Here is a 25,415-nt window from a genome sequence, read left to right on the forward strand (position 1 = left end):
TTGAGGAGTCCGATTTTAGTAAAGCATATAATCCCGGCCCTCCGGTGTCAAGCGGAGTTGGACTTGAATTGGGGTTCTCCGGTGTGCTACATATTTACAATAACTTAACCCTCAAACGCAGGGGAGAAGAATGATAATACATTGCGACAGGTGCGGCACCAAGTTCCGCCTGGACGATTCACGTATAACCGGCAAGGGGGTAAGGGTCCGGTGCACCAAGTGCCAGAACGTCTTCGTGGCCGCCCCGCCTCCGCCGGTCGAGGAGATACAGCTGGAAGATATCTTCGGGGCCTCGGCAGGCGAAGCTGCGGCGCAAGCGGATGCGCCGAGGCGGGATAAGGCCGGGCGAAAGACTGGCGGGGACGAAAAAAGAGAGAACCTCGCCTTTGACTTCAGGGAGGGTTCTGAAGGGACCGAGGCACGTGAAGCCGCCGCGCACGAGTCCGTAAACGAGCAGGATACGGGAGGCGGCTTCGGTTTGGATGCCGGGCCGGATACCGGTTCGGATAGGGTCGATTCCGGTGTCGCAACAGGCCAGGGCTTCGAGTTCAGCCCCGAAGACAAGGCTCATGAAGAGAAAAATGAGTGGGGCCTCGGGGATGAGAAGGACGATTTCAGCTTCGGCTTCGAAGGCGCTGAAAAGGATCGCCGTGCCGAAGAGGAAAGGGAGCCGATAAAAGAGGAACCAAAAGAGGAAGAGGACGATATAAACTTCAGCTTCGAAACCCCCGAGCTCGTCAATAGAGAGGCGGCCCCCTCCCTCCAGGGCGCTATCGCGGCAGAGGCGCCGCAAGCGGCAAAGGCAGCCAATGAGAAGGTGGAGAAGGCGATACCTTTTTCCGCCTCGGGCTACGCCAAGGAGGCCCTTGCCCCTGAAAAGGGCAAGCAAAAGGCCCCGGATGACGATTTCAAGGAGATACTCTCCCAGAACCTTTCGAGAGAAGACCTTCCGGCCTTTGAGGATGGCGGAGAGGAAGAGGAGCGGGAGAGGGGAGGCAATAAGACGGCCCCGCAGCGGCCCGCCTCTTTCGGCCTTATAGTAGCCGCGCTAATCGTACTGATAGGAGGCGGCCTCGTTTACTTCACCGGGGCCATAGACAAGCTCGCGCAGGCGCTTACGCCCGGAGAAGCGAAGGCCAAGACCGTAGGCATAGAGACCATTGAGGGCTATTATGCCGAGAATGGGAATGTCGGAAGGATATTCGTCATACAGGCGCGCGTAAGAAACCTGACCGAAGAGCCCCAGGAGATAAAGGCCGCAACCGGGGCCATCTACGACCGGAGCGGCAAAAAGCTGGGCTCGCGCTCTGTATCACCCGGCAGGGTGGTATCGCTCGAGGAAGTGGGGAGCCTCTCGAGGGAAGACCTCCTCAAGGCCTTCAAGGACCCGTCCGGCGGCGTCATACCGCCCAGGGGCACGGTGCCTGTTATGGTAGTCTTCACCGAGGCGGAGGGAGTGGCCGAGTACGGCATAGACATCGTAAGGTAACCGCCCTTCGGAAAACTCGATGCGCCGCCTTGAGGGCATAGCAGAGAACCTCCTTTCCGGCCTTTCGGCCCTGCCCGAGAAAAGCATGAGACTCGGGCTCTTCGCAAGGACCCTGGCCGCCCTGCCGCCCGAGGACGCCGCCAACCTCATCGAGATAATCTACGGGATGGACCCGCGCGGCGCGGGCGTTTCGATAGTCCGCGCCATGATGGTGGACCATGACGCGCTCGGGAAGGCGCTTGGCCGTGCCGCGGATTCCATCTACCTCTCGGCGCTCAGGCTTAATCTATCGAGGGTAGAAAGGCTATTCAACTATTTCGAGCCCTTCAGGGAAGGGGTGAGCGGCTATGAGGATGAGGAATTCGTCAAGACCGGCCACCTCACTCTCGGAGAGCGGAGAAGCCTCTCAAAATCGCACCGCTACAAGGACATAGAGAGGCTCCTTACCGACCCGGACCCGGTCATCGTAACGAACCTACTAAATAACCCCAGGATAACCGAGAGGGAGGTCTTGAAGATCGCCTCCAGGCGGCCAAACTCGCCACATGTCTTGAAGCTCGTCGCCCTTCACGGGAGATGGTCGGGCAGGTACGAGGTCCTTAAGGCCGTATCGAGAAACCCGTACGCCTTTCCGAGGGTGTCGATGGCCCTCATCGAGGGCCTCCTTGCCCAGGACCTCAATGAAATAGCCGAAGACAATACCCTTCACCCGGAACTTAAAATAGCGGCAAGGGACCTGCTGGATAAAAGGAAAGGCTGATTAAAGGCAACCTCTAAATCGGTCTTTTCCCCGGACTCCGCGTAGTTACGGGAATAAAAATGCTCACATATTGAATATATGCTCCGCTTTTTATCCTCTCTGTAGCGCGTCGAGATAAAAAACGGGAAAAATCGCGATAACTGCCTTTTCGCCTCCGTTTGACCCAGTAAAACCTATTTTGAATTCCAGCCCGCTATCAGCCTTTCCCCTATGGCCCTGACCACCGGAACGCTCACCGCGTTCCCGAGGCATTTATACCTCTGCGTGTCCGAAACCCCTTCCGTCCAGCCGTCCGGGAATCCCTGGAGCCGCTCACATTCCAGCGGGGTCAGTCTCCTTATCCCTGTGACGGTCTCAACGGCCTGCCCGTTCCCGCTATCCAGGCAATAGGTGTTACCGTCCTCCCTGCTTAAAGGCCCGCTCCCGCCCGAGGACGTCTTGTTCCTCAAGGAGGGCCTGTCCGGGCTCCTGGGCTGAAGGGAGTGAACGATGATCCCGTGCCTGTCATGGCAGGTCAGCGTGAACATGGGCTCCTCCGGCTCCTTGAAGCGCCTGCCGCCCCAGACTTTCTCATTAGCCGCGCTCTTTACCGGGATGACGTAGCCACATAGGGGTCCGTCCGACCCTGCTTGGCATACCTGGCCGTCAGGGTGCCCGCCACCTGGTCCTCGCCTTTGGGCTTGCATTTGCCCCCGAAGCCGCCGTTGTAGCTCAATAATCTCCGGGTCGCCTTCTCCGAAAGGGAATACTTTGGGGCGGGATTTTCCTCTAAGATGTCCGATAAAGTAGACGCGTTCTCTATTTTGGGGTAGAAACCACTGTGTATTAAGCAGCTGCCATTCGCATTCATAAACCCCAAGGTCGGCAATTGCTCGCAGGACGGCCGTAAAGTCTCGCCAGTCCGATGATGATAGGAGCCCTTTGACGTTTTCAAAGATAAAGACCGTGGGGCTGGCAGCTTTAATGATTTGCACAGCCTCAAAAAAGAGCCCACTCCGTGCCGCATGAAGTCCTCTTCGTTTTCCTGCCATTGATAGATCCTGGCATGGAAACCCGAACGTAAAGAGGTCGAGTCGACCCGGCAATTTTCCAGCAGGGATAATTGTTCTGACATCGCCCATATCCTCCGCACTCGGAAAGTGCTTTTTGTAGATCTGTTTAGCGTACTTGTCTATCTCGGAAAAACCGACCCACCCGAACCGAAACCCGGCTTCCTCGAGTCCTCTATGGAAGCCTCCTATTCCGGAGAACGCGTCAAGGTAATTAAGCGGCCTGGCCATAATCAGAAGTTCCTCACCAGGAGCTCGCCTCTTGCCGCCGCCTTGCCGCATTTGCTCCCCAGGCTGTAGTCGGTTTTGAGGGCTGTCTGTTTAAGCCCCTTGAACGCCTTCCTCATCTCCGGGATGTCGTTTACGCTTATAAGCATCTTTCCCTTTACGGACCTGGCCTTCTCGGCCAGGAGGTCGTACTGCTCGAGGCCGAAGTCCACCCCATACCCTTCCGTGCCCCAATAGGGCGGGTCGCAATAGATGAAGGTGTGCTCCCGGTCATATTTCTCGATGCATTCCTGCCAGCTAAGGCGCTCCACAAAGACCCTGGAGAGCCTCAGATGGGCTTCGCTCAGCTCCTCCTCGATCCGGAGGAGATTAAGCCTGGCCGGGGATGTGGTCGCGGTCCCGAAAGACTGTCCCCGGACCTTCCCGCCGAAAGAAAGCCTCTGGAGGTAATAGAACCGGGCGGCCCGCTGGATGTCGGTCAAGGTCTCGGGCGGGGTGTCCTGAAGCCAGTCGTATATTTTCCGGCTGGTAAGCGCCCATTTGAACTGCCGAAGGAACTCCTCGAGATGGTGCTGGACCACCCTGTAAAGGGTCACCAGGTCCAGGTTGACATCGTTAAGGACCTCCACCTTCGAGGGCTCCTTAAGGAAAAAAAGGGCTGCGCCCCCGGCAAAGGGTTCGCAATAACAGGTGTGTGTTGGAAATAAAGGCAGGATTTGCTTGGCTAACCGGCGCTTTCCGCCGATCCACGGGATTATGCTCATTACAGGAGGCCCCTCCTTATCAAATAGGATTTGATTTCCATGAGGGTGCCCTGCTACATTAAATCCGCCCTTGCGCGAGGGTGCGGATAGTAGCGGGCAACCGTCCTGTGTTATTGCACAGGGTTGGGGAGGGGCAAACTCCCCGACTGCTATCCGCTCTGCTATTTCAGCTTGAAAGCCTTCTCTTCTGTCGTCACGTCCGTATAAGTCCCGTCACCCCCTTTGCACTTGGCCTTGTATTCCCCGGTAAGCCAGTTTTCCGCCGTCTGGCAGATGTAATAATACTTCCCGACCTGGCCATCTTTCTTCGTCATGGTCGTTTCAGCCACCTTTTCCACATTCTGCGGGTCCAGGATCGCGATAGTCGGCAGGGTAGGAGGGTCGAAATACTCGATGGCTCCAAACGGGGTATTTCTTTTGAACTCGACCTGGATCAGGATCGCCGACCCCCTGTCCTTGGTTACTATGGCACTCATATGTCCTCCTGCGCCTGTATTGCTATTTGAATGTTTCTACAGGCAGAAAATTCCGGATTAATGAAGCGCTCCGCGTTAATAAAGGTGTCTCCCAGGCCAATCCCGAGCATCGAGGCATTGAGGAGCTCCTTTCCATCAAGATCCGCGTCAATGAGGTTCTCCGCCTCGATAGCTGTCTCATCCCTTTCAGCCCCGGATATGAAGGCCTCCAGGAGACCTTTTGAAAGCAGGAACTCCCCGTCCATATCAGTAATCCGGCACCGTTATAGTCGTTTGAACGTAGGGTTTTATTCTGATCAGAGAGTAAGGTACGGCCGTCGACATTCCTCCGGACCAACCCCAAAACGCGATGCTGTCCCCGCCTGCTCTCCAGCCCCAAAAGGCCGGGTCTATCTGCCCTGATTGCTCCGCGGCGGAATCCAGAACCCAACTCAAGAAGGCCGCCCTGCCGCCCAGGACCAGCCCGCCCTGGCCATGTCTTACTGCCCCGCGCTTTATAACGGCCGTCCCGCCGAGAATAAAGCCGCCGCTCCCGGTTATGGACGGGCTGGCGGGCTCCCCTGTCATGTCGGCCGACCCGCCGAGAATGAAACCTCCGGTTCCCGCCAGGGATTGCGTTTGCGGTATATGGAGGTCTACGCCCCCCATTTCGCCCGACGAATACCTTTGCGCGCGGTTGCAGATGTTCCATAGCGCCCAGTAGTTATCGCCATATACGAACTCATCAATCTCTCGGTCGAAATCGAGCGTTAGCGTGGTGACCAGGTTTGTCCGCGCCGCATCGCTGAAGAGCTTGAGGTTTACTCTTCCGTAGGTTCCGCCGTCCACCCTCTCGAATCGGCCATAATAGCCAGTGTTAAGGGAGATGGTCGCCTCGGTTGAATAGGTCTCCGGATTGACCCCTATCTCCTCCGTATACGAAATCGAAAAGAATGCCTTTAGTGGCCCGCCTTCTGTCTCTCTCCTTATGTCGGCATACAGGTATGTTTTGGCCCAGTTCTCCTCCCAATTCGGGTCCCATATCGGCGCGGAAGTAAGCTCATAAATCTGGAGCCTGTGGGTGCCGACTGTCCCGCCGCCCTCGAACTCGGTAATCTTGAAATAAAAATCATGCCGGAAATTCCCGCATGGAGTTCCCGAAAGAGCTGCCAGCTCCCGTGCGCCATATGCGGTCGCCTCGTCGCCGTATTCGGTGCCGCCGTAGCTCGGCCCGGCAAACAATTTCGTCCAGGTAAAGTAATCCTGGTAGACCGTAAATACAGGGTCGTAAGGAGGGTCGGGCTGAAGCCGTGCGGAGTAGAACTCCCACGGCGGCTGCTGTAAAAGGTCCTCGATGGCCATTTATTCCACTATGACAACTTTGCTGCGGACCTTGGTGGCCGGGTTGTACTCGTAGGTCATCACGGGGTATTCGCCGTTTGCATCAAACGCAGCCCAAATTTCAATACCTTCAGGAGTTACAGATATTCGAGCAAACTTGTGAGTCATAAGCACGTAAATCGTTTCTATCTTGGCCGCCAGCTCGGGCGATATGCTCGGTTCGCTGTAGGGCGTACCTGTCATCGTCCCCGAGCCGCCGAGCACGAAGCCTCCTGAGCCGTTTATGGTCTGGTCCTGCGCCTGCCCGGCTGGCGTACCTGTCATCGTCCCCGAGCCGCCGAGCACGAAGCCTCCTGAGCCGTTTATGGTCTGGTCCTGCGCCGAGCTCTCCTGATAGATGATCCCTTCGATACGGGAATCCCTTGTGGAATTACCGTAAGTGAGCTCCGCCTCGCCCCATTCGGCGGCATCGGCAAAGGTCCATCTGATAAAATCCCATGTGGCCGCGCTCAATACCCCGTCAAAGCCGAGCTGGGCTGAAATCCATGTCCTGGTGTATGTGTTGGCTCCTATAATGAGCTTTTCAACGACCTTGATGGCATCTGTTGAAACGACAGAAACATTATTATTGAGCGTAAAACCGGCGTTCTGATAGCCTTCGCCATCTGCACTGCGCGAAACGGACGCGACATCCGTGCCCAACGAGGTTTCAGAGCCGTTTGAATGGCGAATAGAAATATTCGCCCGCCAGGTAACCGTCCCGCCGGAATACCCGGCTCCATGCGCCTCCGGGTCTCCGGACGTCTGGACGGTGTCGAGCTTTTTTCCGGCCTGCCCGTTTATAGTGACGTCGGTTTTTGTATGGTGAAGGATCAACTCTGCCATCAGAAGCTCCTAAGGGGGCCGGAGCCCCCTCGTGGATTTTAGAAAGATCAGGTCGGCGTGCCTTTGGATGCCTGGATTTTCAGATTGATCTTATAGGTATCCCCGTCGCCGGCCGGGGTGAACGGATTCGGGTCCCTCTCTGCATAGATATGCACCCCGTCGGCGTCCAAAACCTCATATCCATAGATGGTCGCGCCTCCGTTAAGGGGTCCCGTGAAGGTGAATGTCTGTTCGGGGTAGATCGCCTGGTCTATTCCGCCGACATTCGAGACCGTGAACGAGCCGTTGGCGAGCGTCTTGGCCGCATACCCCCCGCCGGCTGCCTCGGTGAAATTGCCAGCCGTGTGAGAGTCCAGCGGAGTTATGTCGTTCGTGAAGAGCTTCAGTTGAAAATTGCTTCCTCCAGCGGGTCTCACATTGTTGAAGTAAGTATTAAGTATTGCATTTGCCCCTGAATCGCCAAGTACGAGTGCCATTTTTTATACCTCCGTTTAAGGTTCAAATTTCAATCCCGCCTTACCAGCCGCCGCACCTTCATCCCCTCGGGGATCAGGACTCCCGGAGGCGGGGTGAATTCGTAGGCCGTGTCCACCTTGTAATTCCCCATGACGTATTCGGCCCTGTCCACGTTCACAATTTCGGGCTGGCCGGTTTCAGGGTTCAGTGCGGCCTTCTGCCCGCTTGCTCCGTCGATTTCCATCGCGGTGAGCGTGTCGATATTTATCCGGGTCTGCTCATAGCCTTCCGGCACGCCTTCGCGGATCGTGAACAAAGGCGCCCCGCTATTCACCGGCAGGGAATCGGTGCAGTAGCAGCCGAGAATATTGCCCTCCGAGTCGTGCAAAACCTCCAGATACATAAGGCCTCCTTAATTGCTGTGGTAGTCCCAGTAAACTATAAAGGTCTCGCCGTTGCCGATTGGCATACTCAACATGACCTGTCTGGCGGCTCCGGTTGAGACAAGGTCGGTCTGGCAGATCATTCTGCCGCTGTAGACGCTTCCGTACTTGTACAAATCCGGGTAATGAGAATACCTATGGACTGTGATATATACGTCCCCTCCGAAAGCATACGAATAACTTCCCTGAGTCATCTTGAGCTTGGAAAGGGTTATGGCCGTATCCGGCGACTGGAATAGCTGGACACCGTCGAAGTAGGTCGAGCCCGCCACGTCAGTATCCGTATACCCGCCTATCAAACGGATTTTGATATAACGCGCGTTCGCCGGAGGGGTGAAGTTATAAGAGAGCGACCGGGCATTGGCATCCGGGGCCGTGGCGTTGTAAAGGTCCGCTGAGGAAAGGAAGACCTTGTCTTTATCGAAATAGCGGACCTGGACGATGTTCCTTATGCCCGAAACCGAGGACCTGATGTTGAGCTTGATCGAGTTCTGGTCGAGGCTCGAGACCTCTACATAATCGCTGTCGAGATAGCCGCCGCCGTTCCCGCCGCCTCCGGGGTGAGTGAAACGGTACGCCCTGGTCCCGTGCATCGGGTTGTCGGTGTCAAACCCGGCAGACCCGCCCGGATACAGGCTCCGCGTCCAGTTGTCCGGGATGCCGTCCTCGTCCGTGTCCGTTTCAAAGGAGCCGTTCTTAAGCCCGCCTTCCACTGCGATGCTGAAAAGGTGCTCGAAGTTCCCCTTGATCTTCTGCCAGAGGCTCCTTTTGGCCGGGCGTCCCACGACTATGTCGTTGTCTGTTATCGCCTCGTAAGCCATCCTGCTCTCCTAATATATGTGGTAGCCGGGGCTGCCGTCGGGCATGAGCCCGTCGTCGTCGCAGATATACCCGTACTCTTTGTCCTCTTCCGTCGCCTGGTCCCAGTCGGGAGCGTCATCGGGGGCGATTATGTCGATCTTCCTCGGGCTTATCCGGAGGGCCCTGAGAGCTATCCTCTTGCCCTTGAATTCGCGCTTGATTATCTGGAAGGGCGCCCTCACCAGGGGGCTTCCGTCCGGCTCCACGACCTCGTCGGTCGAGAGCCTTATGTTCTCTCCGGTTTTTGCATCGGCGTCCTTCAGGTGCGCGTCGAAAGAGACTATCGGCATGGGGTCCCTCTGCCGCCAGACCTGACGCATTGCAAAGTCCTTTATGAAGCTCGCAATCGTCTCCTCCTGGGCGTACCAGGTACCGAGCCAGCGGCAGAAGAATTTCTTCTCGGCCGCCGTGCCGTATGAATTCGCGCTCTCCGCGTCCGGGTCCACGGCCAGGTCGAGCCTGCCGTATGATCCGGGCGAGTCGAGCTCGCCTATGGGGCTTTTGTCCCAATAGACCAGGACCCTCGATACTCTTGACGACTTGTTATCGTCCACCCCGGAAGAACCGTTGATGATATTAGCCTCGTCGCTGAATTCCCTGTACGACCGGCCGGGCTCGTTAGGGATGTTCCGCCGTATGGTGACCTTGAGGTCCTCGCCCACCCATGATTTGCAGTCCAGGAGGTCTACTATCTCGAAATAGAGCTCTTTGAGCTTGGTCGGCTCTGAGACGACGGCCGAGAAATCGACCTCGCCGCCCGGCCAGTCCCGCCAGTAATCGAACCCGTCCGAATCCACGCTCCCGGCGTCGTAGCCCGCGTCCTCGAGGAGCATCTGCTTCAGGATGTCGAAGGGATTCGCCGGGGCGTAGTACCTTACCTTCTGCACCTTCTCTCCGGGGCCGTATCCGGCGGCGATGGTGCCGAAGTGGCCCCTCTGGCAGCCGGTCAGCTGGTTTGCCTGGGCGCTTGCCCCGGTGTAGCTGATTATCTCGTCTCCCATCCTGATATAGCCCGAGGGAGATTTCAGCCCTTCGACCGTCGTAAGCGTCATCTCATTCGCCGCTTCGTCCACGGCGGCCACTAACTTTATATCGAGCTTCGGAGGCACTTCGATCTTGTCGAGGGCCTTCAGGAGGTCCACTATCTCCACCTCCACGGTCCCCTTGCCGCGCTTGATGTTCTCGATCCTGCCGATGAAGGTCTGACGGAACTCCTCTTCCGGGTCTCCCAGGTTACCCTCATAGACCCTGGCCTCGCGGCCCTCGTAGTTTTTGTTCCTGGCCAGGAGCTTCTTCCAGTAGGTGCCCTGCACCGAGGATCTCTGAGAGACATACGGGTCTATCCCTATGTCGGTGTCCGGCTCGTCGTATAGGGTCGCCTTCACTCGGGCGCTCGCGGTCAGGTTGTCCTTTATCTCCGTGGGCATATAGGAGATCTTCTCGATGTACGGCCGCTCCCCGCTCCTGAAAGGCAAGGCGGCATCATTCGATGTGAATTTATAGTCCCTCGTCTGCCTGAGATAGGCGCTCTTGTACCTGCAGGTCGGGTAAGTGTTGTAGCACGGCTCGCCGGTCGCCAGGCACGGGTTCGCGCCGAAAGTCCTGCCGCAAAAATCGAGCGTGAGTATGAGCATGGAAACCGGCGTCACGTTCATTCCCGCGTTCCCTCCATGTCGAGGACCAGCTCGTCTACCAGGCTCAGGACGCTAAGCGGCGTCTGGTAGGTAGCCCCGTCCTTCATCTTGACGAAGAAGGCGTCCTCCGGAAATTCATCAAGGTCCCAGGAGTAGAAGAACTGGTTCATGCCCCGCGCGTGCCCTTCCCAAAAAGGGGCGTACTCCTCGAAGACAAAATCCCGCGGCAGGTTTGCAAAACGCGCGTTTATCTCTATGGGGCTGTACCTTATGACGGTCCCCAGGGCGTGCCCTTTTTTGCTCCTCGAGGTCTCGGCCTCGCCGATCTCCTTGAACGGTATATAAGGCGACTCGGGCGGGTAGGGGAACTGAAGCCTTTTCCCGAACATAAGGACCGCCATCTTTGGGGCCGCGCTCATGCCTGTTATCCGGAGCCGCCAGTGGCGCTTCCATTCCTGGGTAAAGCACCGGAGGATCGACTTGTCGTTCTCCGGGGTGAGACTCATTACGGTTTCCCTGTTGCCGCCCCATTGCTCGTCAGGGCACCACTGGAGGTCTATGGTGGCGCCGATGCTTCCGAGGTTGTGCCCTGCTATCCCGAGGCAATCGACGGGCCGGGGCTCGCCGCAGTCGATGGTAATGGTCTGCTCATCGGTATTCGCCGCCTGCCAGAAGGTATAGGTACGCAGATCCCGCAGGTTCAGGACGCTCGTGCCAGTGGCCTCGCTTGTGGCCACGGGCGCCCCGTCATTCAGCCGGTTATCGTAGAGGATCACGGGCTCCATCAGTGTACGTTGTCCTCCACGGCCTTCTGTATCGAGGGAAGCATTATGCGCGCAAGCTCGTCATGGCTGTTGAGCACGTCCCCGTAAATATGCACCTCCACGGCTATGGGCCGTTTCTCAGGCTCGAGCCTCTGCGGGACAGGGTACGCGTTCGGCGAGCCGCCCCCGTATGACGGAGTGGCCGAGCCGCCCGCGCTGATGCTCGCAGTGCTGCCCGGCTGCTGCGATTTAATGGCCTGCACCCTTGCCATGCCCGCAGCGATCGCGGCAGCCGCCGCCGCAACGCCCAGGGCAGGGCCGACTATCGGTATCGAAGCAAGCGCCGTGTATGCCTGCTGTGCGCCCTTATACGTCGATATGACCGTCTCCGCGATCGCAAAGACCTTCATGGCCTCGAACATGGCCTTGTTCTTCGAGCCGGTCGCGGTATAGAGGTTTTGCAGGATGTTGGACATGGCGCCAGCCGCACCTGCGGCATAGGAGAGTTTCAGCTCATTTTTCTTTTTCTCCGTCTCGGTCTCCAGGTGGCTGTACATCTCAAATATCTGCTGTTGAGAAGCCCCTGAGTCGATCATCGCCTGGATGACCTGGGCGTTGTAGTCGTGCAAGGCCCCGAGCTTCTGCTGGTATTTGGCCTGTAGAGCGCCTATCTCGTTATCGCCCTCGAAGTTCTCGATCGAGGGCTCGTAAGGGCTTTCCTGCTTCAATTTCACGAGGTCCTGTTCAGCCTGCCTTTTGCTCTTTTCCTCTTCGATAGCCCTTTCTATTTCAAGCTGCCTTTCTCTGGCGGCAACATATCTCTCGACTTGCTCTGTAGTGGCCCCCTGGCCCGAGAGTTCGAGGCTTTCGAGTTCCAGCTGCCGTTCCTTGCTCGCGTTAAGCTTTTCAGTAGCCACCCCGACAGAACGAATCCTCTCCTCGGCGCGTGCCTCGGTTACTTCAGCCTCCTTGGCTGCCTTAGCCTCGTTGAATTTTTGCTGTGCCGCCGTGAGCTCGTTTACCAGCTTTATATCCGCACCCTTGGCGACGAGGCTTTTACTCTGCGCCTCGGAATACGCCGAGGCGCTCATCGTAAGCCTGTTGTATTCGTCACTGAGCTTTTCGATCTCCGACCTGAGTGATTTATTAAGTTCCTCTATTTTCTTTGAGGTGGATTCGCCCTCGTTTTTCGCCTGCTGCTGAGAAGCGGCATACGCGGCCATGACGGTCTCGCTTGATTCAAATATCGTTTTAAGGTTCTCCTGCGACTTCTTGGCCAGATCGTCTGCGGCCGCAAAAGCGGCCTCCGCGTCCATCTCCCATCTCTGTGTAGCCCCGGATGTTATTCCGAGCCAGTCGGAAAGCTTTGACAGCGCGGATATCATCTTGAAGATGCCGCCCGCGAGGAAGAGCGCCGCGGCGGCAGCTCCCTGGAAAATCCCGTATAAGGCTATCCCGCCTTTTACTACAAAAGCACCTGCCATGAGCTTGAGATTCCCTATCGTGGCCGTGAGCTGCTCCATTTTCTCCTTGGCGGTAAGGACCTCGAGGTTGTGCCTGCTGAGGGCCTCTTTCCCGGCCTCCAAGGTGGAGTTCAAGATCGCGAGCTTCTGGTCCTTGGCCGAGAGCTCCTCGACCGACTTTCCGAGGGACCTGGCCATCGCCTCGTTCGCCTCGCCAAGTCTGAGGGTAAGGCCGAGGTTATCGATGATCATGGGGCTTCCGCGCCCGATGCCAGTAGCGAGGTCGTTGAACGCCTGGGTGGTGGATATCCCCATGTCCCTGGCCTTGGCCCTTGCCACGAGCATGAGGTCTCCGAGCTTTTCGACCGGTATCTGAAGGGACATGGCCCTGTTGGCAGCTTCCGTAAGGGACTTGTTATCGATCATCCCTGCAGAGAGGGTCCTCAGGCGTCCAAAGACCTGCTCCGCATCGTGCCCCATGCCCTCGACCATCGAACGGAAAGCGGCCCTCGACTGCTCGTACTGCGCAGCCTGCTCGGCGAGGTTCCAGGCGCCCTGCAGAGCTTTCACGGCTCCGTAGACCGCTGCCGAGACCTCGAGCCAATGCTTCTTGATCTTCCCGGTGAGCCCGCCGGTAGAAGTCTCGAACTTCTCGGTCGATTCCTCGACCTTCTGCATGTTCTCGATGTAGGCCTTGCCGTTCGCGTCGATTACTATCGTGACCTTGTTAGCCATAGCTCGAATTCATCCTTTAAGACCCCGATATCGGTCCACTCCTGGAGCGTCAGATCATCCGCCTCGAAGGGAAAGCCGCCGCGCTGTAGCCTGAAAAGGTTCCATATATGGCCGAACCACCTGCCCGGCTCATAGGGCTTTGAGAGCGGGCATCTGGCGCACATCGTTGCGAGGTGAGGCCCGGAGTTTGCCGCGCACTCTTTTTTCTTCGCCGTCGTGCACCTGTCGAGAAACCTCTTTAGTTCTTCTCCAAAGGGGCGGGCTCTTCGTCAATGACCTCCTCGATATCGATATCGTCCGCGGAATCCACCCTTACCCCCTCGAATACCGCGAGTGCGAGCGTACGCACTATGTCGGACGCGCCCTCGGCCACTATCATCTTCCAGTCATCCCGGTAGTTCGGGTCGTTCGGGTCGCTCGATATGGGCTCGCCGCCCACGCCGAAGTCGCCGGTCCTGAAGCCGGTGAGTATCTTTAGGCCGAATTCCGCTCTCACATCGAAGGAACGGACGACTATCTTGCCGCCCTTCTTTTTCATAAGCCTGGACTGATAAAGCGCCTCCTCCCTGGACGTGGGATTCCGGTAGTAAAGCTCTATCTCCGAGCCGCTCCGGGAGTCGAGGACAGTCAAAGTGTTTTTTTCGCTTCTGGTGAGTTCCCTCATCTGTTCATCCTCCGCTTTCTTCTTTTTTACTGGAATGAAAGGCTTATCTCGTCGTTGCCCGCGTCCGGCGTGAATATGATGGGGAGCGCGTAGGTGAGTATGTTCTCCCGGTCGCCGTACTTGGGCACGTCGAGCTGGACCTTGGGTGCAGTTATCACGCATTTGTTCCCCGCCGCGCTCCCCACCGTGGCCGAGAGCGCAACCTGGGCCGACGTCTCCCACATGGACCAGAAGTTTTTGGTCGCGAGCGCCACGGCCTCAGGGTCGCACTCGCCCTTGATGGATCGCCCCTTGATGAAATACTCGAGTATGCCCGTCGCCGCGTTCGCGCTGTTCCGCCTGGCTATCTCGTTCCCGGCGTCGAATTTGAAGTTCTCGATCACCGCCGCGTACCCGTCGATGGCGAAAGCCGCGGAAAGGACCCTGGCCGGGTCGGTTTCGTTGAAGACCGGGTCCGCCGGGATGTTCTGGTCCACCGGCCCCTGCCACAGGCCCGTAAAATCGAATTTGACGTTCCCGTACTCCCCGGCCTTGAGCTCGACACCGAAGGTGCCCCTGCAGCCCGAGACCTTATGGAGGATGTTGTGCCGGTAGAAATAGATGGTGACCGACTCGCCGGTAGACGCGTCCGAGTTGGGGTCGTAGTCCACCTGGGTATCCGGCGTGACCGTCTCCGTGAAGTTGCAGGCCCTGAGAAGCGGCCCGATTTCCGGCGCGACACCCAGAGCGCCAGATCCCTTGAGCTCGGTGGTGAACGATACCTTCACCCCTTCGCCGATGTTGAACCCGGTCTGCGCCCCGTAATGCGGCTTCACGTTTGCGCGCTCTATCCTCCTCCCGAGAGATTCGACCTCGGGCGCGGAACAGAGTATTGCGTTTGCGGCGGCCGTGGGCACCGGGTCCACCCCGTAGCCGCCCGCTTCAAGCTTCACGAGCACGACCGCCTTGCTTTTCTGGAGCATCTTTTATTCTCCTTTCTTGCCCTTGCCGGTTTTCCTAAGCCGGTATGGGAAGGTACTGCCTGGTCCTGAATCTCACCGCGTACTCGATGACCCCGGACTCATACCCCGCGATCTCCCGTGATACGCAGGCAAGCGGCTCGATGTCGCTAAAGCCCAAAGTATTGCCGATGAGCGCGTCCCTCACCGCGTCCATTATCGAGTAGGCGTCCCTCGCGGCATCCTTCTCAGACCTGAGGTTCTTGACCGCGACCACCACGTCATATACGAGCTCGACCACCGGCCTCGGCTTCGTCCCGGTATCCCTCTCCGAGACGAAGTAAACATAGGCCGCAGGATGGGATATGGACGCGGGGATTTCCTTCCTCCCCACGGACCAGACACCTTTGAAGATTTCGAGGCCGGTAACCGCCTGGATGATCCTGTCCTCGATGTCGGCGATCGTGCTCACCTAAAGGTCCTCCATCCTGCTCCGCGAGAAAATTCGGGCCGGGCCGCTTATGTCCGGCCGCTCGCTCTGCGTACCCGACTGGGGAGGGGGGTCCACTCCGAGAGATATGGTCCCCTTCGATATCCCCTCGAGCTGGCGGATGGCGTTCCGATATCTATCCGTCCTGGTCTGCGGTATTTCCTCGACACGCCTCGAATAGAGGTTATATACGGCCAGGTCCACGGAGCACTTCCTCAGCAGGTCCGGGACCGGGTCGAACGGGACCCTGTATTTAACGGCGCAGTACGAGTCGATCTCGGCGTCTGCCTGGGCTATCGCTTCGTCCACCCGGCCCTGGTCGACGGTCCCGTTCCCCTCATCGTCGGTGAGCTGGATAAGTATTTCCTCGGGTAGGAGCTTCTTTATGTCGTCGAGCGTGCAGTACATGACCGGTCCTCAGGAGAAGGGCGCTTAAGCGCCCTTCTCCTTCTTGTCTTCCTTGCCTTCTTTCTTTTTGTCTTCCTTCTCTTGCAGGACCTCGACCGCTAACATGGGCTCGTCCTGGAGGACCTTGAGCGTCTTTTCGTCGACCTCGACCACCCTGGCCTCCCGAGTGAACTCCATCCCGGCGCGCCTGAAGCGCTCGGGCCTTGAACTGACTTTTGCCTTAGGCATTATTTTCCTCCGCTATTTTTTATGCACTGCGCATTACAGCCAGGGCGTTACGAGCAGCTCGGCCGTGGCCCTCCATGAGTTGGTGGCTCCGGCGTCATCCCGCTCGTTAAGGAGTATCGCCCTCCCATTGCCCTCGAGCGAAGGCGGTACCACGAGGAGGTTCGGCTTTATGCCGAGCGGCTTGCCCTCATCGTCCTTGAAGGACATCATGGCAGCCCTGGCCGCGGCATAGTTTGTTGCGTCGAGCGTCTGCTTGGAGGCATAGGCCAGCTGCCAGAGGCCGAACCCGGCGTTGTCCCTGCAGTCCACGCCATAGATGTATTCCTTCCTCATGAAGACGTTCTCGTCCGTGGGCCTGTCAAGGGAGATGAACTCGGCCGGTTTTCTCTTCTGGAGGATTATGGGCTTTATCGCCCTGGTCGTATCCAGGAGGTACCAGGCCGCGCCCGCGCCGCCTCCGTAGTTGGAAACGACTCCGGCCCCGACCGGATGATCGGTATCGAAGAAATACTGGCCGTCGTAACAGAGGGCGGTCAGGCCGAGGGGCAGCATGGAAAAGGAGAGCTCGTCGTAATGCGCCGCAGAGGACCGTCCCATCTCTGCTATGAACGGGCGGCATACCCCGTAGGTGTCGTCTTCTATGCTGTTCCTGTTGACGGCGACCGAAGACTCCCAGTCCTTGTTCTTTATGGAGTAGCCGTGCGCCTCGAGGTTCTTTATGTGCCTGTCGCCTATCCACTCCCTGAGCTTGGGGAAGGCGCCGAGCCATCCGTACTCCTCAGTGCCGGTCGATGACGGCACTGACATGGCTATTTTCTCCCATTCCGGGGCGACGCCCTGGAACGCCTCGTTGTATATGGTTTTGAAGCTCTTGTAGACGGCCGCAAGGGCGGCCTGATTGAGTTCCATTTTTTGCCCTCCGTAGTTTTAAAGTGAACGGCCTCGGTCCGGAAGAGGCCGTGTTGCTACTCAGTCCTTAAATCCGGGAACCTTTTTAGCCGAACTTCACCCAGACGCCGTTCGCGTCGACATCGAAGACCTTTCCGGCCACGCTCCTTGTATTGGTGCCGTTCGTCTTGGCCACGGTCTGGTCGTCGACGATATAGCAGTCCGCGCCGATATCTGCCGTAGTAATGGCGTCACCGGCTCCGGAGTTGCCGAACCTGAAGATGCCCTTTTCTATCCTTACGCTCCTGGCTCCGGCTGCTCCGTCCGTATTGTCAACGAACTCGGCGAAGCGTCCGATGCCGAGCAGGGTGGTCGCCACGGCTCCGGGCGTTACATTGCCGTCGGCATCCCTTGCCGCGAGCCCTCCGGCGAAGCACTTGACGTCGGCCGCGACCGGGAGCACTAATGAATCCCCGCTCCTCTTCAGCGTGTTCCTGTCGGCTGTAAGGGCCGCCAGCCCGAAGACCGGGAGCGCCGAGGCCGCAATCGTCGTTTCAGTCGAGGAAAGGACGCCGACGCCGTAGAGGACTATCACCGCCATGAGGGCCAGCGCAAGACATGCCCAAATGCTCTTTCTCATTTTCAAATCTCCTTTGAGTTTTTAGTATCACTTTGCCGCCTCCGGCAAAGTGATCAGGATCAGTTCCCGGCGTTGTGCTTCTTGAACGCCTCGTCCGAGACGCCGAGGTTCTTGTTTACGAGCTTCTGGATTTCGTCCGCGTCCTCTCCCTTCCTGGCACCGCCGCCGGGCAGGGCGTCCACAGGCACCACCTTCGGTGCCTTGTTGACGAATATCCGGAACCCGTCGGGGTCGCCAAGGGCGTAGGCCTCGGCCCATTCCTTCTGGGCGGCCGTTATCTTGCCTTCCTTCATGGCATGGGCCACGAGCTCGTCCCTGTTCCTTTTTGCGAGGTCCTCCTTGAGCTTCCTGAACTCCTCGACGCTTACTACGCTCCCCGGCTGTTTCATGGCCAGTATAGTGGCCTTGGCCTCGGACGCGCTCGCCCCTTCCTGGAGGCCCAGGACCTCCGTTATTTCTTTCGGCACAGCCCCTTTGTTTGCCAGTGCGGCGGCTTCCGTCTCCGCGCCCTTTGCCAGGAGCGCCTCGACGGCCTTCAGCACGTCCTCTTCCGTGGCGCCCTCCGCAAGCTTGAACGCCTTAATGAGTTTTTCCAGCATCTCTTCCTCTCCTTTCTCGTTTGTTAGTTCGAGCTTGTTGACTATCGGCACCATGCCGTCTATCTGAGGCGTATTCGTGAGCCCCGCGGAATGGAATATCGAGGGGCGCCAGAACCCGTCCGCGTCTTTTTTCTTCGAAAGGAGCACCGGCGAGAGATAGCGGTACTCCTTGTTCCTGAGATACTCCTGGGCCCTGCCGGTCCATTCCACGACTCCCCATAGCCCGCCCTTGCCCTTATTGATGTACTCCTTCACCCATCCGGCTGCCGGGGCCTCGGAACCCGCCAGGGTCTGGTGCTCGTAGTCAATTACCGCGTCGTTCACCTTCCCGGCTGCGTTCGCGATGATCGCTTTGACATCCTCTTCCGTCACCCTGAAGGGCCTGCCCTCGGAGTCCTTAAACTCCCCGAGCGGAGAGAGCTGTATCTCTGCCGGGGTTTCGTCAACCTGCATGGTTTTGAGTATCAGAAAGCGCTTCACCTGCTACCTCCCTTTCTCTGCCGCCATGATATGCGCCGTTATCGCCGTCCTGATCTCGGCTATGTCCTCGTTTTGGACCATGAGATAGGGGCGGGCGGGGATCATGACTCGCTTCCGCTTCCTCCCAGCCTCTCCGCCGAACTGATGTATAGCGGCATAGACCTTGTTTGTCCCTACCTCGACCCGGTTTGCAGAAGCCCTCCAGTTCACCGAGCCCATAAGGTGCGACTCCTTTATAAGCACCTTCCTGTTCCGGAACTTTTCCTCAACGCCTTTCCTGAACCGGCCTCTTTTGGTTACGAACTTGCTCTTTTTTCCCGCGAAGAGGGTAGCCATCGAAAGCGGCGCCCATCTCTCCGGGCGGCCGCCCTCACGGAAGTTCCGCTTAACGGATTGCGTTACCGTCGCCCCTATCCGCTTCATGACTGGGGTAAGGTCTCCGCCCGCCTTCCTGAGCCTTCTAAAGAGGTCCCTGACTCCGGCGAGGTCCATTTTGATGTTTATATCCATACTTGAAAAATCAAACCTTATTTGGTATATTCAGATTGCAGGCACCGGTTGGGCCGTACTCCTATAATCGGTTGCCGGGCGACGTGCCCTGTACGGGGGGCATAGTCTCAGTCTCTTCCATATAGAAGCCTGCCCTTGCGCAGGTTTTTTAATGCCGTAACGCTCCCCCGAAAGAATCCCTCACCGGTCCACAGTCCATTCCTTGTTTCGGCATACATGCCAAGAACCCTGTCCTTTTCATCAAGGCGAAGCAGCTTGACATACCTCTTCCGTATCGCGACCCTGCCCGACATCTCGCTTTTTGCGAAACCGACCCATATCTCGTAGGGGCTCTCGATCAATTCCGGTATGAAAGGGAAGTAGGCTTCACGCCCGTCCAGTCGACGCGACACCTTTACCATATGGTCCACTATGGCCTGCGTAACCAGCGCTCCTTCGCCTGTCGGGTCCCTGAACGTCTTCTCATCTCCGCCGATAGCTTCTTTCAGTGCGCGCCTGACGCCTTCTATCGTGTCTGAGGGCTTACCGAGATCGGCCTTGGGCTGGTCCGCCGGAATCCGCTCTCGCCTCCCATAAGCCGCAGGCCCCCGCGGGTCCAGGTCCACCCACGGCCCTTTGTCCTCCATGAGCCTCAGCGCCTCGTTGCGCCCCCAGGCCGCCTCTCCGGGGTTGTAGCCCCAACCTGGGTCTATGCCCTGAGGCACCTTGATAACCTCGCCGGTACGCGGATTGCTCCATTCATAGCTCTTCACAGGAGGGGCCTTGCTCACCTTGAGGCCCTGTTTTTCCAGCTCACGCCCAGAGAGGCTTATCACCTTGCACTTGCATCCCCATCCGTTTGGCGGGTAATGAGTCTTCCACCACGGGTCGTCGGCTGGCAGCACCATGCCGTTCCATTCAAGGTGCTCGGGCCTCGGCTCGGCGGAGAGGCCGCCTATGTATTGCCAATACGGCCGCTCGCTAATGACATCCGGGTCGGTCATCTGGCTGTAATGCCCGGTCGCGTAGGCCGTCCTCATGTTCGTGTTGAAGATCGTCGCGGTCCTCCAGCCCCTGCCGCCCTTGTAGCTCCATCCGTGCTTCTCCACGGTCTTGTCAAAGGACTTCCGGAACTCCTGTATAGTGGTGCCCTTGGCTATGGCATCGTCCACCGCCGTCCTGAGGTCCGAAAGCAGTTCCCCCTTCATGGCCCCTGCCACTACAAAGGCCCTCGAATGCATGCCTTCCCAGAGGTCCGTCCACCTCTCGGTCGGGAGGTTGACTTTCTGCCTGAAAAACTCGATGGCCTTATCAAAGGGAAGGCTTGTGAATCTTGCGTCCATTTTGCCCAAAAAGTCCCACAGTGGATTTTTCGCCTGAGCCGCCTTTTCGAGGTCGGCCCTGCCCACGGGCCGGGTTTTGGAACCCGGCCCGCCGTAGCCCGTTTATAAACGCTCTGAGGGGCTATTCTGCCTCATACCTGCCGAGCATCTCGGCTGCCGCAAAAGCCCTTTGGAGGAGGTTGCCGAGTTTTACCGGGTCCATGCCCTGAAATGCGTCCAGGAGACGGTCCCTGAAATCCTCCATGCTCCCCGCCTCGGCAAGGAGCTTCCTGACCGGCTCCATGAGCGCGTCCAGGTCGGCCTCGTCGAGGAGCCTTTCTGTCAGTGCGTCTACCGCGTCCGATTTGCTGCCCGCCTTGTTGACCAGGCGGGAATACCCGGCCTTCATCGGAAATGCCGGCGCCGGTGCAGCGGGCGCCACTGTCTCCTCGCCTTCCTTAGGCATCGGGATACCGAACCTCTCATGCACCCACTTTACCGGTATGGTCTTGACTCCGGCCCGAGTGAGCACATCGATCTTCTCGGCCTCGACTTTCAGGTCCTCCTCGGGCTGGTATTTGAACCTGAGCCAGGGAAGCCCGGCATCCCACCCGAAGTTGAAGCCCACGAGCGGCCTGAAAATGTCGCGCCTCACGGTCTTCGATACCATCTCGCAGTCCGCGCGCTTCAAGTCCTGCCTGACCTCTCCGGCCTGGTTCTCGTTACCGAGCTTCCCTGCCGTTGAGTCCGCGCCCGCGGAGTGGCCGAGGACCGCCTTGGACATCTGTGCGTCGCAGAACCTTGCGAGCGCCTCGTAGACGGCCTCTCCCGAGTTCTTCACCGCCTCGACGAACTCGATCTCCGTGGACTTCGATATCACGCCCGCCGCGTCATGCCCCAGGGACCGGACCGCCTGTATGAGGGCGTCCCTGTCGTCCTTGGTTGCGCCGGCGTCGTACTTCCCGAGCCGGAGCGGCATGCCGTAGACCTCGGCGAAGGCCACCCAGTCCTTTATGTCGTAGTTCTTGAAGAGGTACATCCATGCACAGGTGCGGAGCACACCCTGCCTGGTGGGATAGCCCGACCTGGCCTTATGGAGATGGAAGACGAACTTGAAAGGCGGCAGGTCTATCCCGTTGGCCTGCGCCTCTTCGGTCAAGAGGCGAGGTTGAAGGGAATTCGCCCAGGTGAACCTTTTCGGATGCACCCACTCAAGATGGCGAGCTACGTTTTTCCCCTCCCTTACCTCCCAGTATATTTCGAGGGCGGAGAATCCCTTGCCTATGGCGTCCAGCATGTCAAGAAGGTTGTCCTCGAAGTCCGGAAGGTCGAAGATCGCCTTCCGCACGAACTCCGCTATCTCGATGTCTTTCCTTTCCTGGGAGAATGGCTCGACCTCGAAGTCGAGGCCCGTGACCGCCAGCTTCCGGGTCTGCAGGATCGAGAAAAGGTGCCCGTCTTTTTCCTCCATCTCCTCGAAGAGCTCCGCCTGCCTGTAGACGTCCCCGGAGTCGGCCTCCCTGAATATCGCGCCGAGCTTCTCCGGGGTGAGCCCCTTCGAGGGATACCCGCTCCAGCGGTCCCGAAGCGTTGCGACCGCCAGGACCCTTTCGTCCGGCCTCTTTACCGGCCTTACTTCTCTCCCGAAACCGTCGTAGAGCATCAGTACGCTCCCGCTCCCTGCATCTTCCTGCCTTCGACCTTCTCGTATTCGGGCTTCTGGTAAGGCGTGTGACCGCCGTAGAGGCCCAGGAACCCGGCCCAGGTCCTGTCGGCGTGCCCCTTCGTCTCGCTTCCGTCCACGTCGAACCTTATGTTTCCGGCCTGGGTGGTGACCTTCCTGAGGGAATGGAGGTCGCCTCTAAGCTCCCTGTCGCCCATAGGTATCCTGACCTTGCGGTCCTCGAACATCTGCTTGCCTATGGTGGCGAGGTGCTGTTTTGATGCAATGGTAAAGAGCACGCCCTCGGTTCTTGCCGCGCCGTACCGCCTGATCGCGTCCTCGACCGGCTTCTCTCCCATGCCGGTCTGGTCCATCGAAAGCCTTACAACCCTGTACCGACCCATCAGCTCGTCAAGCACCGCATCCTGCTCTGCAAAGGACTTTCTCTTCAAAACTCTTATATCCCTGGTCCAGAAGACGTCACCGACCTTCTCCCAAACCCATGCGACCCAGAGGTCGTTTCGCCTTCCTATGTCGTTTCCTATATAGCAGGGGCCTTCCTGGTAAAGCTCCGGGAGCCCGGCCTCATCGTGCTCGACGCTGTTTATGAGGTCGTAGTCCAGCCAGGCGCTCGCCTCGTCGAGCCACTTGAGTTCGTACTCCTGGGACCATGCGTCCTCGTCGTTCAGTCCGGTCCGGAGCTCCTCGATATTCCTCGGCAGCCCGTCGGCCACAGCCTGATAGATGTCCGTGGTCTGCCTGTACCAGAGGTCGTCCTCCCCGGTCATGATGTCGTAGAACTTGTTCCCCTTGCCGTTGGGTGTCGATACGACCCGCAGCTTGTGCCCTGCCGATATGACCGGGAAGAGCGCCTGCCAGATCTTCCGGCTATCGGCATGGAAGGCGAATTCGTCCAGGAAGACGTTGGCCGAGAAGCCCCTGGCCGTGTCGGGGTTTGCCGGAAGAGCCGTTATCCTGGACCCGTTCGGGAATACGACCTCGAGGGATTTATACGTCGCCTCCCCGGTCCATTCCCCCTCGATGGCGGTTATTCCGGCCCCGTATGCCTGACAATGGCGCTTTACGCCTTCCTCGACCGCCTCCTTGGCCTGCCGCTCTCCCCTTGAGAGGATTACCCACCGGGCCTTCCTGCCAAGCGACTCGGCCTCTACGCAATCGTCGACTATCTCAAGAGTGGTCGTAAAGGTCTTTCCCGTTTGCCTGGCGAACATTCCGGCCTTGAAACGGGAGCGGTTCTTGAACCACCGCTGCTGGAATCCGTAAAGGGTGATAGCTGGCACTAAAACACTCCGTATATTTCTTCCCGCACCCGCTTAAGGGTGGCCGGGTCGAGCTTGCCGTTCTTTCCTGCCTCCGCCTCAAGGGCCTTGAGCCTGTCTTCCATCCTGCCCCGGACTTCGGCCCGGTACTTTTTAAGGGTCACGGACGACCGGTTCAGGTCGGCCACCATCTTTCCTATCGAGGCCAGGTTCACCTTGCCGGGGTCCTCGAGCTTCATGAGCGCCTCAAAGGCCTTCTGCTGGACGACTTGGGCGAGGGCGTCGCCGAGCGCGTTCTCCTCGTCCCCGACCTCTTCTACCACGGCCCTTGCCTGCTCGGTCGCGAGCTTAATGGCCGCGAGCTTTGATTCGAACTCCCTCCCGTACCTGTGTATCGAGCTCTTGGAGATTGAAAAACCCTTCTCCTTGAGCGTCTCCTCGAGGGCCTTGTAGTCTGAGAAGTTGCTCTTTATGAGCGCCTGGTCCAGCCAGGCCTTGACCTCCGGAGGGAGCCCCTTTACCGCGCTTCTCTTCGGCATGGCCTCAATCCCACCACTTGGGCGGCCTGGCGATGCCGGGGTCGCATTCGACCGTATATTCCACGACATCAATGCCGGCCCGCGTCAGGTTCGCGAACCATTTTCTTGACGGGTCGGATTTGCCTTCGATGGAGATGAGCCCCCTGGTCTCGAGGTACCCCATCTCCTTTCGCAGCTCATGGCGGGTTATCTGCACGGGCACGGCATTGATAGCAGAAAGGACCATGTCCTCGTTCGCGCCCATAGGCCGCGCAATGTCCAGCGTGGCGAGTATCAGCCACCGTACCTGCTCGCGTATTTGTTTCTGCACATCAAACCCGTTCATGTCCCGCGCCTCCCCCAAATCTCCATTTTCTCGGCCAGGGCGTCGAGCTTGGCGTTTATAACGACCTCCTGCCTGATGGCGTCCTCGCGTCGGACATATTCCATCGGGAGGTCGGCCTTGAGCTCGAGGAGCTCCCTTTCTATGCGCTGCCAATCCCTTGCCTCTTCTTCGTTGGCCTTTTCAAGGGTTGAAAACCTTTTATCTATGTGTGCCTGGTTTCTGTCGAGCAATGTTTTAATAATCCCGATGAGAAGACCGCTCCAGGCGAGCAGTACGGTCACCAGCAATGCGATTATCTCTATTTCCACTGCGCTCCTTTCTTACTCCAGAAATTCAGAACCTCAGCCCGGCCTTGAGCCTTATGTCAAAACCGTATGCCTCCGACTGGTTAAGCTCGGCTCCCACGCGGAAGGGCCCGAAGTCGCGGTCCACGAACGCGCCATATCCCCGCCCTACCGGGCTCATGGTGAGCCCGGCTGCCCACTTGGGCTCCTTCACCTGGCGCGCCGCCTCGACAGGGATATCCACCCCGGCCACGACCTCGCCGTTTACGCTCGATGCTATGACCCTCCTGGTCTCGTCCGGCAGCTTCACAAGCGAGAGGTCGACCTGCACCGGCGGACAGTCTACTTTTTCCCCCTCACCCTTGCCCTCTCCCGCCAGGGGAGAGGGGATTACAGGCCGTGACTTTATAGCCAACTTGACCACGCGCTCGACTTTCGCGCCCGCAGGAATCTGATGGACCGGCTTTGCAGCCGCATCGGGCTTCCGCTCGAGGAGCGCGCTCCCGTCCGCCTGTTGCTCTGCAGCCGCGTAGGTCTCGATGACGGGGGCCTTGTGCCAGAGCCTCCAGTTGACCAGGGAGGCCAGGGCCGCGCCCGCGATGAAGGCGATGATGATGAGGTTACGGTTTGCGATCATTGCCGCCCCCGAGGTTTATGTTCGCCGTGTTGAACCCGTATAAGCCGACGAGGAGTCCCGCCAGGCCGTATGGCATATCAGGGATTGTATGCCTGGCTATGACTATGACTGTCGCCCATCCGATGTAAGAGATGAGGATGAGGAATATCGTGAGCCGCGTCATTGAGAGCTGGCCGCTCTCTTCCTGGAGGAACTCTTTCATCCTTCCCATATT

General features: G+C 58.3%; 31 protein-coding genes. 2 read left to right on the forward strand and 29 right to left on the reverse strand.

The window, feature by feature from the left end:
• The first annotated feature begins 130 nt into the window (after nt 1-130).
• Nucleotides 131-1,489 (forward strand): DUF3426 domain-containing protein, encoded by a 1,359-nt coding sequence (locus tag QY316_00455; protein WKZ32910.1) that lies wholly within the window; start codon nt 131-133, stop codon nt 1,487-1,489.
• A 19-nt stretch (nt 1,490-1,508) separates the two neighbouring features.
• Nucleotides 1,509-2,249 (forward strand): hypothetical protein, encoded by a 741-nt coding sequence (locus tag QY316_00460; GenBank protein ID WKZ32911.1) that lies wholly within the window; start codon nt 1,509-1,511, stop codon nt 2,247-2,249.
• Nucleotides 2,250-2,422: 173 nt separating this feature from the next.
• Here the strand turns inward: QY316_00460 and QY316_00465 are convergent, their stop codons facing one another.
• The 29 genes from QY316_00465 to QY316_00605 form a co-directional block, all read right to left on the reverse strand.
• The gene (locus QY316_00465; GenBank protein ID WKZ32912.1) at nt 2,423-3,529 is read right to left on the reverse strand and encodes a DNA cytosine methyltransferase; all 1,107 of its coding nucleotides are present in this window, start codon (nt 3,527-3,529) and stop codon (nt 2,423-2,425) included.
• A 2-nt stretch (nt 3,530-3,531) separates the two neighbouring features.
• Entirely contained in the window at nt 3,532-4,290 is a 759-nt protein-coding gene (locus tag QY316_00470) for a DNA adenine methylase (protein WKZ32913.1), read from the reverse strand.
• 161 nt (nt 4,291-4,451) lie between these two features.
• The gene (locus QY316_00475) at nt 4,452-4,766 is read right to left on the reverse strand and encodes a hypothetical protein (GenBank protein WKZ32914.1); all 315 of its coding nucleotides are present in this window, start codon (nt 4,764-4,766) and stop codon (nt 4,452-4,454) included.
• Nucleotides 4,763-5,011, reverse strand: a complete 249-nt coding sequence (locus QY316_00480; protein ID WKZ32915.1) for a hypothetical protein — start codon at nt 5,009-5,011, stop codon at nt 4,763-4,765. Before QY316_00480 ends, QY316_00475 begins: the two co-directional genes overlap by 4 nt.
• A 1-nt stretch (nt 5,012) precedes the next feature.
• On the reverse strand, nt 5,013-6,107 hold the full coding sequence (locus QY316_00485) for a hypothetical protein (GenBank protein ID WKZ32916.1): 1,095 nt from the start codon (nt 6,105-6,107) through the stop codon (nt 5,013-5,015).
• Nucleotides 6,108-6,971 carry a hypothetical protein gene (locus QY316_00490; GenBank protein WKZ32917.1) on the reverse strand — a complete coding sequence of 288 codons (864 nt, stop codon included), beginning with the start codon at nt 6,969-6,971 and terminating at the stop codon, nt 6,108-6,110.
• Between the two features lie 47 nt (nt 6,972-7,018).
• The gene (locus QY316_00495) at nt 7,019-7,447 is read right to left on the reverse strand and encodes a hypothetical protein (GenBank protein ID WKZ32918.1); all 429 of its coding nucleotides are present in this window, start codon (nt 7,445-7,447) and stop codon (nt 7,019-7,021) included.
• A gap of 29 nt (nt 7,448-7,476) precedes the next feature.
• Nucleotides 7,477-7,830, reverse strand: a complete 354-nt coding sequence (locus QY316_00500; protein ID WKZ32919.1) for a hypothetical protein — start codon at nt 7,828-7,830, stop codon at nt 7,477-7,479.
• Nucleotides 7,831-7,839: 9 nt separating this feature from the next.
• Complete coding sequence (locus tag QY316_00505) at nt 7,840-8,691, reverse strand: hypothetical protein (protein ID WKZ32920.1); 852 nt, start codon at nt 8,689-8,691, stop codon at nt 7,840-7,842.
• Nucleotides 8,692-8,700: 9 nt separating this feature from the next.
• The gene (locus QY316_00510; protein ID WKZ32921.1) at nt 8,701-10,386 is read right to left on the reverse strand and encodes a hypothetical protein; all 1,686 of its coding nucleotides are present in this window, start codon (nt 10,384-10,386) and stop codon (nt 8,701-8,703) included.
• A complete protein-coding gene (locus QY316_00515) occupies nt 10,383-11,150 on the reverse strand; it encodes a hypothetical protein (protein ID WKZ32922.1) in 768 nt (255 codons plus the stop codon). The genes QY316_00510 and QY316_00515 overlap by 4 nt, the downstream gene beginning before the upstream one ends.
• Entirely contained in the window at nt 11,150-13,327 is a 2,178-nt protein-coding gene (locus QY316_00520; protein ID WKZ32923.1) for a hypothetical protein, read from the reverse strand. The genes QY316_00515 and QY316_00520 overlap by 1 nt, the downstream gene beginning before the upstream one ends.
• A gap of 238 nt (nt 13,328-13,565) precedes the next feature.
• Nucleotides 13,566-13,991, reverse strand: a complete 426-nt coding sequence (locus QY316_00525) for a hypothetical protein (GenBank protein ID WKZ32924.1) — start codon at nt 13,989-13,991, stop codon at nt 13,566-13,568.
• A 26-nt stretch (nt 13,992-14,017) separates the two neighbouring features.
• Nucleotides 14,018-14,953 (reverse strand): phage tail tube protein, encoded by a 936-nt coding sequence (locus tag QY316_00530; GenBank protein WKZ32925.1) that lies wholly within the window; start codon nt 14,951-14,953, stop codon nt 14,018-14,020.
• A gap of 34 nt (nt 14,954-14,987) precedes the next feature.
• A complete protein-coding gene (locus tag QY316_00535; GenBank protein ID WKZ32926.1) occupies nt 14,988-15,401 on the reverse strand; it encodes a hypothetical protein in 414 nt (137 codons plus the stop codon).
• The gene (locus QY316_00540) at nt 15,402-15,827 is read right to left on the reverse strand and encodes a DUF1320 domain-containing protein (GenBank protein WKZ32927.1); all 426 of its coding nucleotides are present in this window, start codon (nt 15,825-15,827) and stop codon (nt 15,402-15,404) included.
• Nucleotides 15,828-15,851: 24 nt separating this feature from the next.
• The gene (locus QY316_00545; protein WKZ32928.1) at nt 15,852-16,055 is read right to left on the reverse strand and encodes an HI1506-related protein; all 204 of its coding nucleotides are present in this window, start codon (nt 16,053-16,055) and stop codon (nt 15,852-15,854) included.
• Nucleotides 16,056-16,088: 33 nt separating this feature from the next.
• A complete protein-coding gene (locus QY316_00550; protein ID WKZ32929.1) occupies nt 16,089-16,964 on the reverse strand; it encodes a Mu-like prophage major head subunit gpT family protein in 876 nt (291 codons plus the stop codon).
• An 85-nt stretch (nt 16,965-17,049) separates the two neighbouring features.
• Nucleotides 17,050-17,460: a hypothetical protein gene (locus tag QY316_00555; GenBank protein WKZ34133.1), complete on the reverse strand. Its 411-nt coding sequence runs from the start codon at nt 17,458-17,460 to the stop codon at nt 17,050-17,052.
• Between the two features lie 182 nt (nt 17,461-17,642).
• A complete protein-coding gene (locus QY316_00560; GenBank protein ID WKZ32930.1) occupies nt 17,643-18,662 on the reverse strand; it encodes a phage protease in 1,020 nt (339 codons plus the stop codon).
• Nucleotides 18,663-18,665: 3 nt separating this feature from the next.
• Complete coding sequence (locus QY316_00565) at nt 18,666-19,172, reverse strand: phage virion morphogenesis protein (GenBank protein ID WKZ32931.1); 507 nt, start codon at nt 19,170-19,172, stop codon at nt 18,666-18,668.
• Between the two features lie 107 nt (nt 19,173-19,279).
• Entirely contained in the window at nt 19,280-20,494 is a 1,215-nt protein-coding gene (locus QY316_00570) for a phage minor head protein (GenBank protein WKZ32932.1), read from the reverse strand.
• 121 nt (nt 20,495-20,615) lie between these two features.
• On the reverse strand, nt 20,616-22,136 hold the full coding sequence (locus QY316_00575) for a DUF935 domain-containing protein (GenBank protein ID WKZ32933.1): 1,521 nt from the start codon (nt 22,134-22,136) through the stop codon (nt 20,616-20,618).
• Nucleotides 22,136-23,437: a terminase family protein gene (locus tag QY316_00580; GenBank protein ID WKZ32934.1), complete on the reverse strand. Its 1,302-nt coding sequence runs from the start codon at nt 23,435-23,437 to the stop codon at nt 22,136-22,138. The genes QY316_00575 and QY316_00580 overlap by 1 nt, the downstream gene beginning before the upstream one ends.
• Entirely contained in the window at nt 23,437-23,955 is a 519-nt protein-coding gene (locus QY316_00585; protein ID WKZ32935.1) for a DUF3486 family protein, read from the reverse strand. Before QY316_00585 ends, QY316_00580 begins: the two co-directional genes overlap by 1 nt.
• A gap of 4 nt (nt 23,956-23,959) precedes the next feature.
• Entirely contained in the window at nt 23,960-24,280 is a 321-nt protein-coding gene (locus QY316_00590) for a hypothetical protein (protein WKZ32936.1), read from the reverse strand.
• Nucleotides 24,277-24,588, reverse strand: coding sequence for a hypothetical protein (locus QY316_00595; protein WKZ32937.1), 312 nt, complete (start codon nt 24,586-24,588; stop codon nt 24,277-24,279). Before QY316_00595 ends, QY316_00590 begins: the two co-directional genes overlap by 4 nt.
• A gap of 25 nt (nt 24,589-24,613) precedes the next feature.
• Nucleotides 24,614-25,201 carry a hypothetical protein gene (locus QY316_00600; protein WKZ32938.1) on the reverse strand — a complete coding sequence of 196 codons (588 nt, stop codon included), beginning with the start codon at nt 25,199-25,201 and terminating at the stop codon, nt 24,614-24,616.
• Complete coding sequence (locus QY316_00605) at nt 25,185-25,412, reverse strand: hypothetical protein (GenBank protein WKZ32939.1); 228 nt, start codon at nt 25,410-25,412, stop codon at nt 25,185-25,187. Before QY316_00605 ends, QY316_00600 begins: the two co-directional genes overlap by 17 nt.
• Between the last annotated feature and the right edge of the window lie 3 nt (nt 25,413-25,415).

The organism is Thermodesulfobacteriota bacterium (assembly GCA_030583865.1).
Taxonomy (GTDB): Bacteria; Desulfobacterota; GWC2-55-46; order GWC2-55-46; family GWC2-55-46; genus UBA5799.

What these genes read in the sequence shown, in the direction of transcription:
- QY316_00565 (WKZ32931.1), bottom strand. Translation starts at nt 19,172, where the DNA reads ATGGATATAAACATCAAAATGGACCTCGCCGGAGTCAGGGACCTCTTT.
- QY316_00550 (WKZ32929.1), bottom strand. Translation starts at nt 16,964, where the DNA reads ATGGAACTCAATCAGGCCGCCCTTGCGGCCGTCTACAAGAGCTTCAAA.
- QY316_00470 (WKZ32913.1), bottom strand. Translation starts at nt 4,290, where the DNA reads ATGAGCATAATCCCGTGGATCGGCGGAAAGCGCCGGTTAGCCAAGCAA.
- QY316_00545 (WKZ32928.1), bottom strand. Translation starts at nt 16,055, where the DNA reads ATGCCTAAGGCAAAAGTCAGTTCAAGGCCCGAGCGCTTCAGGCGCGCC.
- QY316_00520 (WKZ32923.1), bottom strand. Translation starts at nt 13,327, where the DNA reads ATGGCTAACAAGGTCACGATAGTAATCGACGCGAACGGCAAGGCCTAC.
- QY316_00455 (WKZ32910.1), top strand. Translation starts at nt 131, where the DNA reads ATGATAATACATTGCGACAGGTGCGGCACCAAGTTCCGCCTGGACGAT.
- QY316_00480 (WKZ32915.1), bottom strand. Translation starts at nt 5,011, where the DNA reads ATGGACGGGGAGTTCCTGCTTTCAAAAGGTCTCCTGGAGGCCTTCATA.
- QY316_00570 (WKZ32932.1), bottom strand. Translation starts at nt 20,494, where the DNA reads ATGGACGCAAGATTCACAAGCCTTCCCTTTGATAAGGCCATCGAGTTT.
- QY316_00500 (WKZ32919.1), bottom strand. Translation starts at nt 7,830, where the DNA reads ATGTATCTGGAGGTTTTGCACGACTCGGAGGGCAATATTCTCGGCTGC.
- QY316_00475 (WKZ32914.1), bottom strand. Translation starts at nt 4,766, where the DNA reads ATGAGTGCCATAGTAACCAAGGACAGGGGGTCGGCGATCCTGATCCAG.
- QY316_00540 (WKZ32927.1), bottom strand. Translation starts at nt 15,827, where the DNA reads ATGTACTGCACGCTCGACGACATAAAGAAGCTCCTACCCGAGGAAATA.
- QY316_00605 (WKZ32939.1), bottom strand. Translation starts at nt 25,412, where the DNA reads ATGGGAAGGATGAAAGAGTTCCTCCAGGAAGAGAGCGGCCAGCTCTCA.
- QY316_00460 (WKZ32911.1), top strand. Translation starts at nt 1,509, where the DNA reads ATGCGCCGCCTTGAGGGCATAGCAGAGAACCTCCTTTCCGGCCTTTCG.
- QY316_00505 (WKZ32920.1), bottom strand. Translation starts at nt 8,691, where the DNA reads ATGGCTTACGAGGCGATAACAGACAACGACATAGTCGTGGGACGCCCG.
- QY316_00490 (WKZ32917.1), bottom strand. Translation starts at nt 6,971, where the DNA reads ATGGCAGAGTTGATCCTTCACCATACAAAAACCGACGTCACTATAAAC.
- QY316_00585 (WKZ32935.1), bottom strand. Translation starts at nt 23,955, where the DNA reads ATGCCGAAGAGAAGCGCGGTAAAGGGGCTCCCTCCGGAGGTCAAGGCC.
- QY316_00600 (WKZ32938.1), bottom strand. Translation starts at nt 25,201, where the DNA reads ATGATCGCAAACCGTAACCTCATCATCATCGCCTTCATCGCGGGCGCG.
- QY316_00590 (WKZ32936.1), bottom strand. Translation starts at nt 24,280, where the DNA reads ATGAACGGGTTTGATGTGCAGAAACAAATACGCGAGCAGGTACGGTGG.
- QY316_00575 (WKZ32933.1), bottom strand. Translation starts at nt 22,136, where the DNA reads ATGCTCTACGACGGTTTCGGGAGAGAAGTAAGGCCGGTAAAGAGGCCG.
- QY316_00485 (WKZ32916.1), bottom strand. Translation starts at nt 6,107, where the DNA reads ATGGCCATCGAGGACCTTTTACAGCAGCCGCCGTGGGAGTTCTACTCC.
- QY316_00530 (WKZ32925.1), bottom strand. Translation starts at nt 14,953, where the DNA reads ATGCTCCAGAAAAGCAAGGCGGTCGTGCTCGTGAAGCTTGAAGCGGGC.
- QY316_00525 (WKZ32924.1), bottom strand. Translation starts at nt 13,991, where the DNA reads ATGAGGGAACTCACCAGAAGCGAAAAAAACACTTTGACTGTCCTCGAC.
- QY316_00510 (WKZ32921.1), bottom strand. Translation starts at nt 10,386, where the DNA reads ATGAACGTGACGCCGGTTTCCATGCTCATACTCACGCTCGATTTTTGC.
- QY316_00495 (WKZ32918.1), bottom strand. Translation starts at nt 7,447, where the DNA reads ATGGCACTCGTACTTGGCGATTCAGGGGCAAATGCAATACTTAATACT.
- QY316_00465 (WKZ32912.1), bottom strand. Translation starts at nt 3,529, where the DNA reads ATGGCCAGGCCGCTTAATTACCTTGACGCGTTCTCCGGAATAGGAGGC.
- QY316_00515 (WKZ32922.1), bottom strand. Translation starts at nt 11,150, where the DNA reads ATGGAGCCCGTGATCCTCTACGATAACCGGCTGAATGACGGGGCGCCC.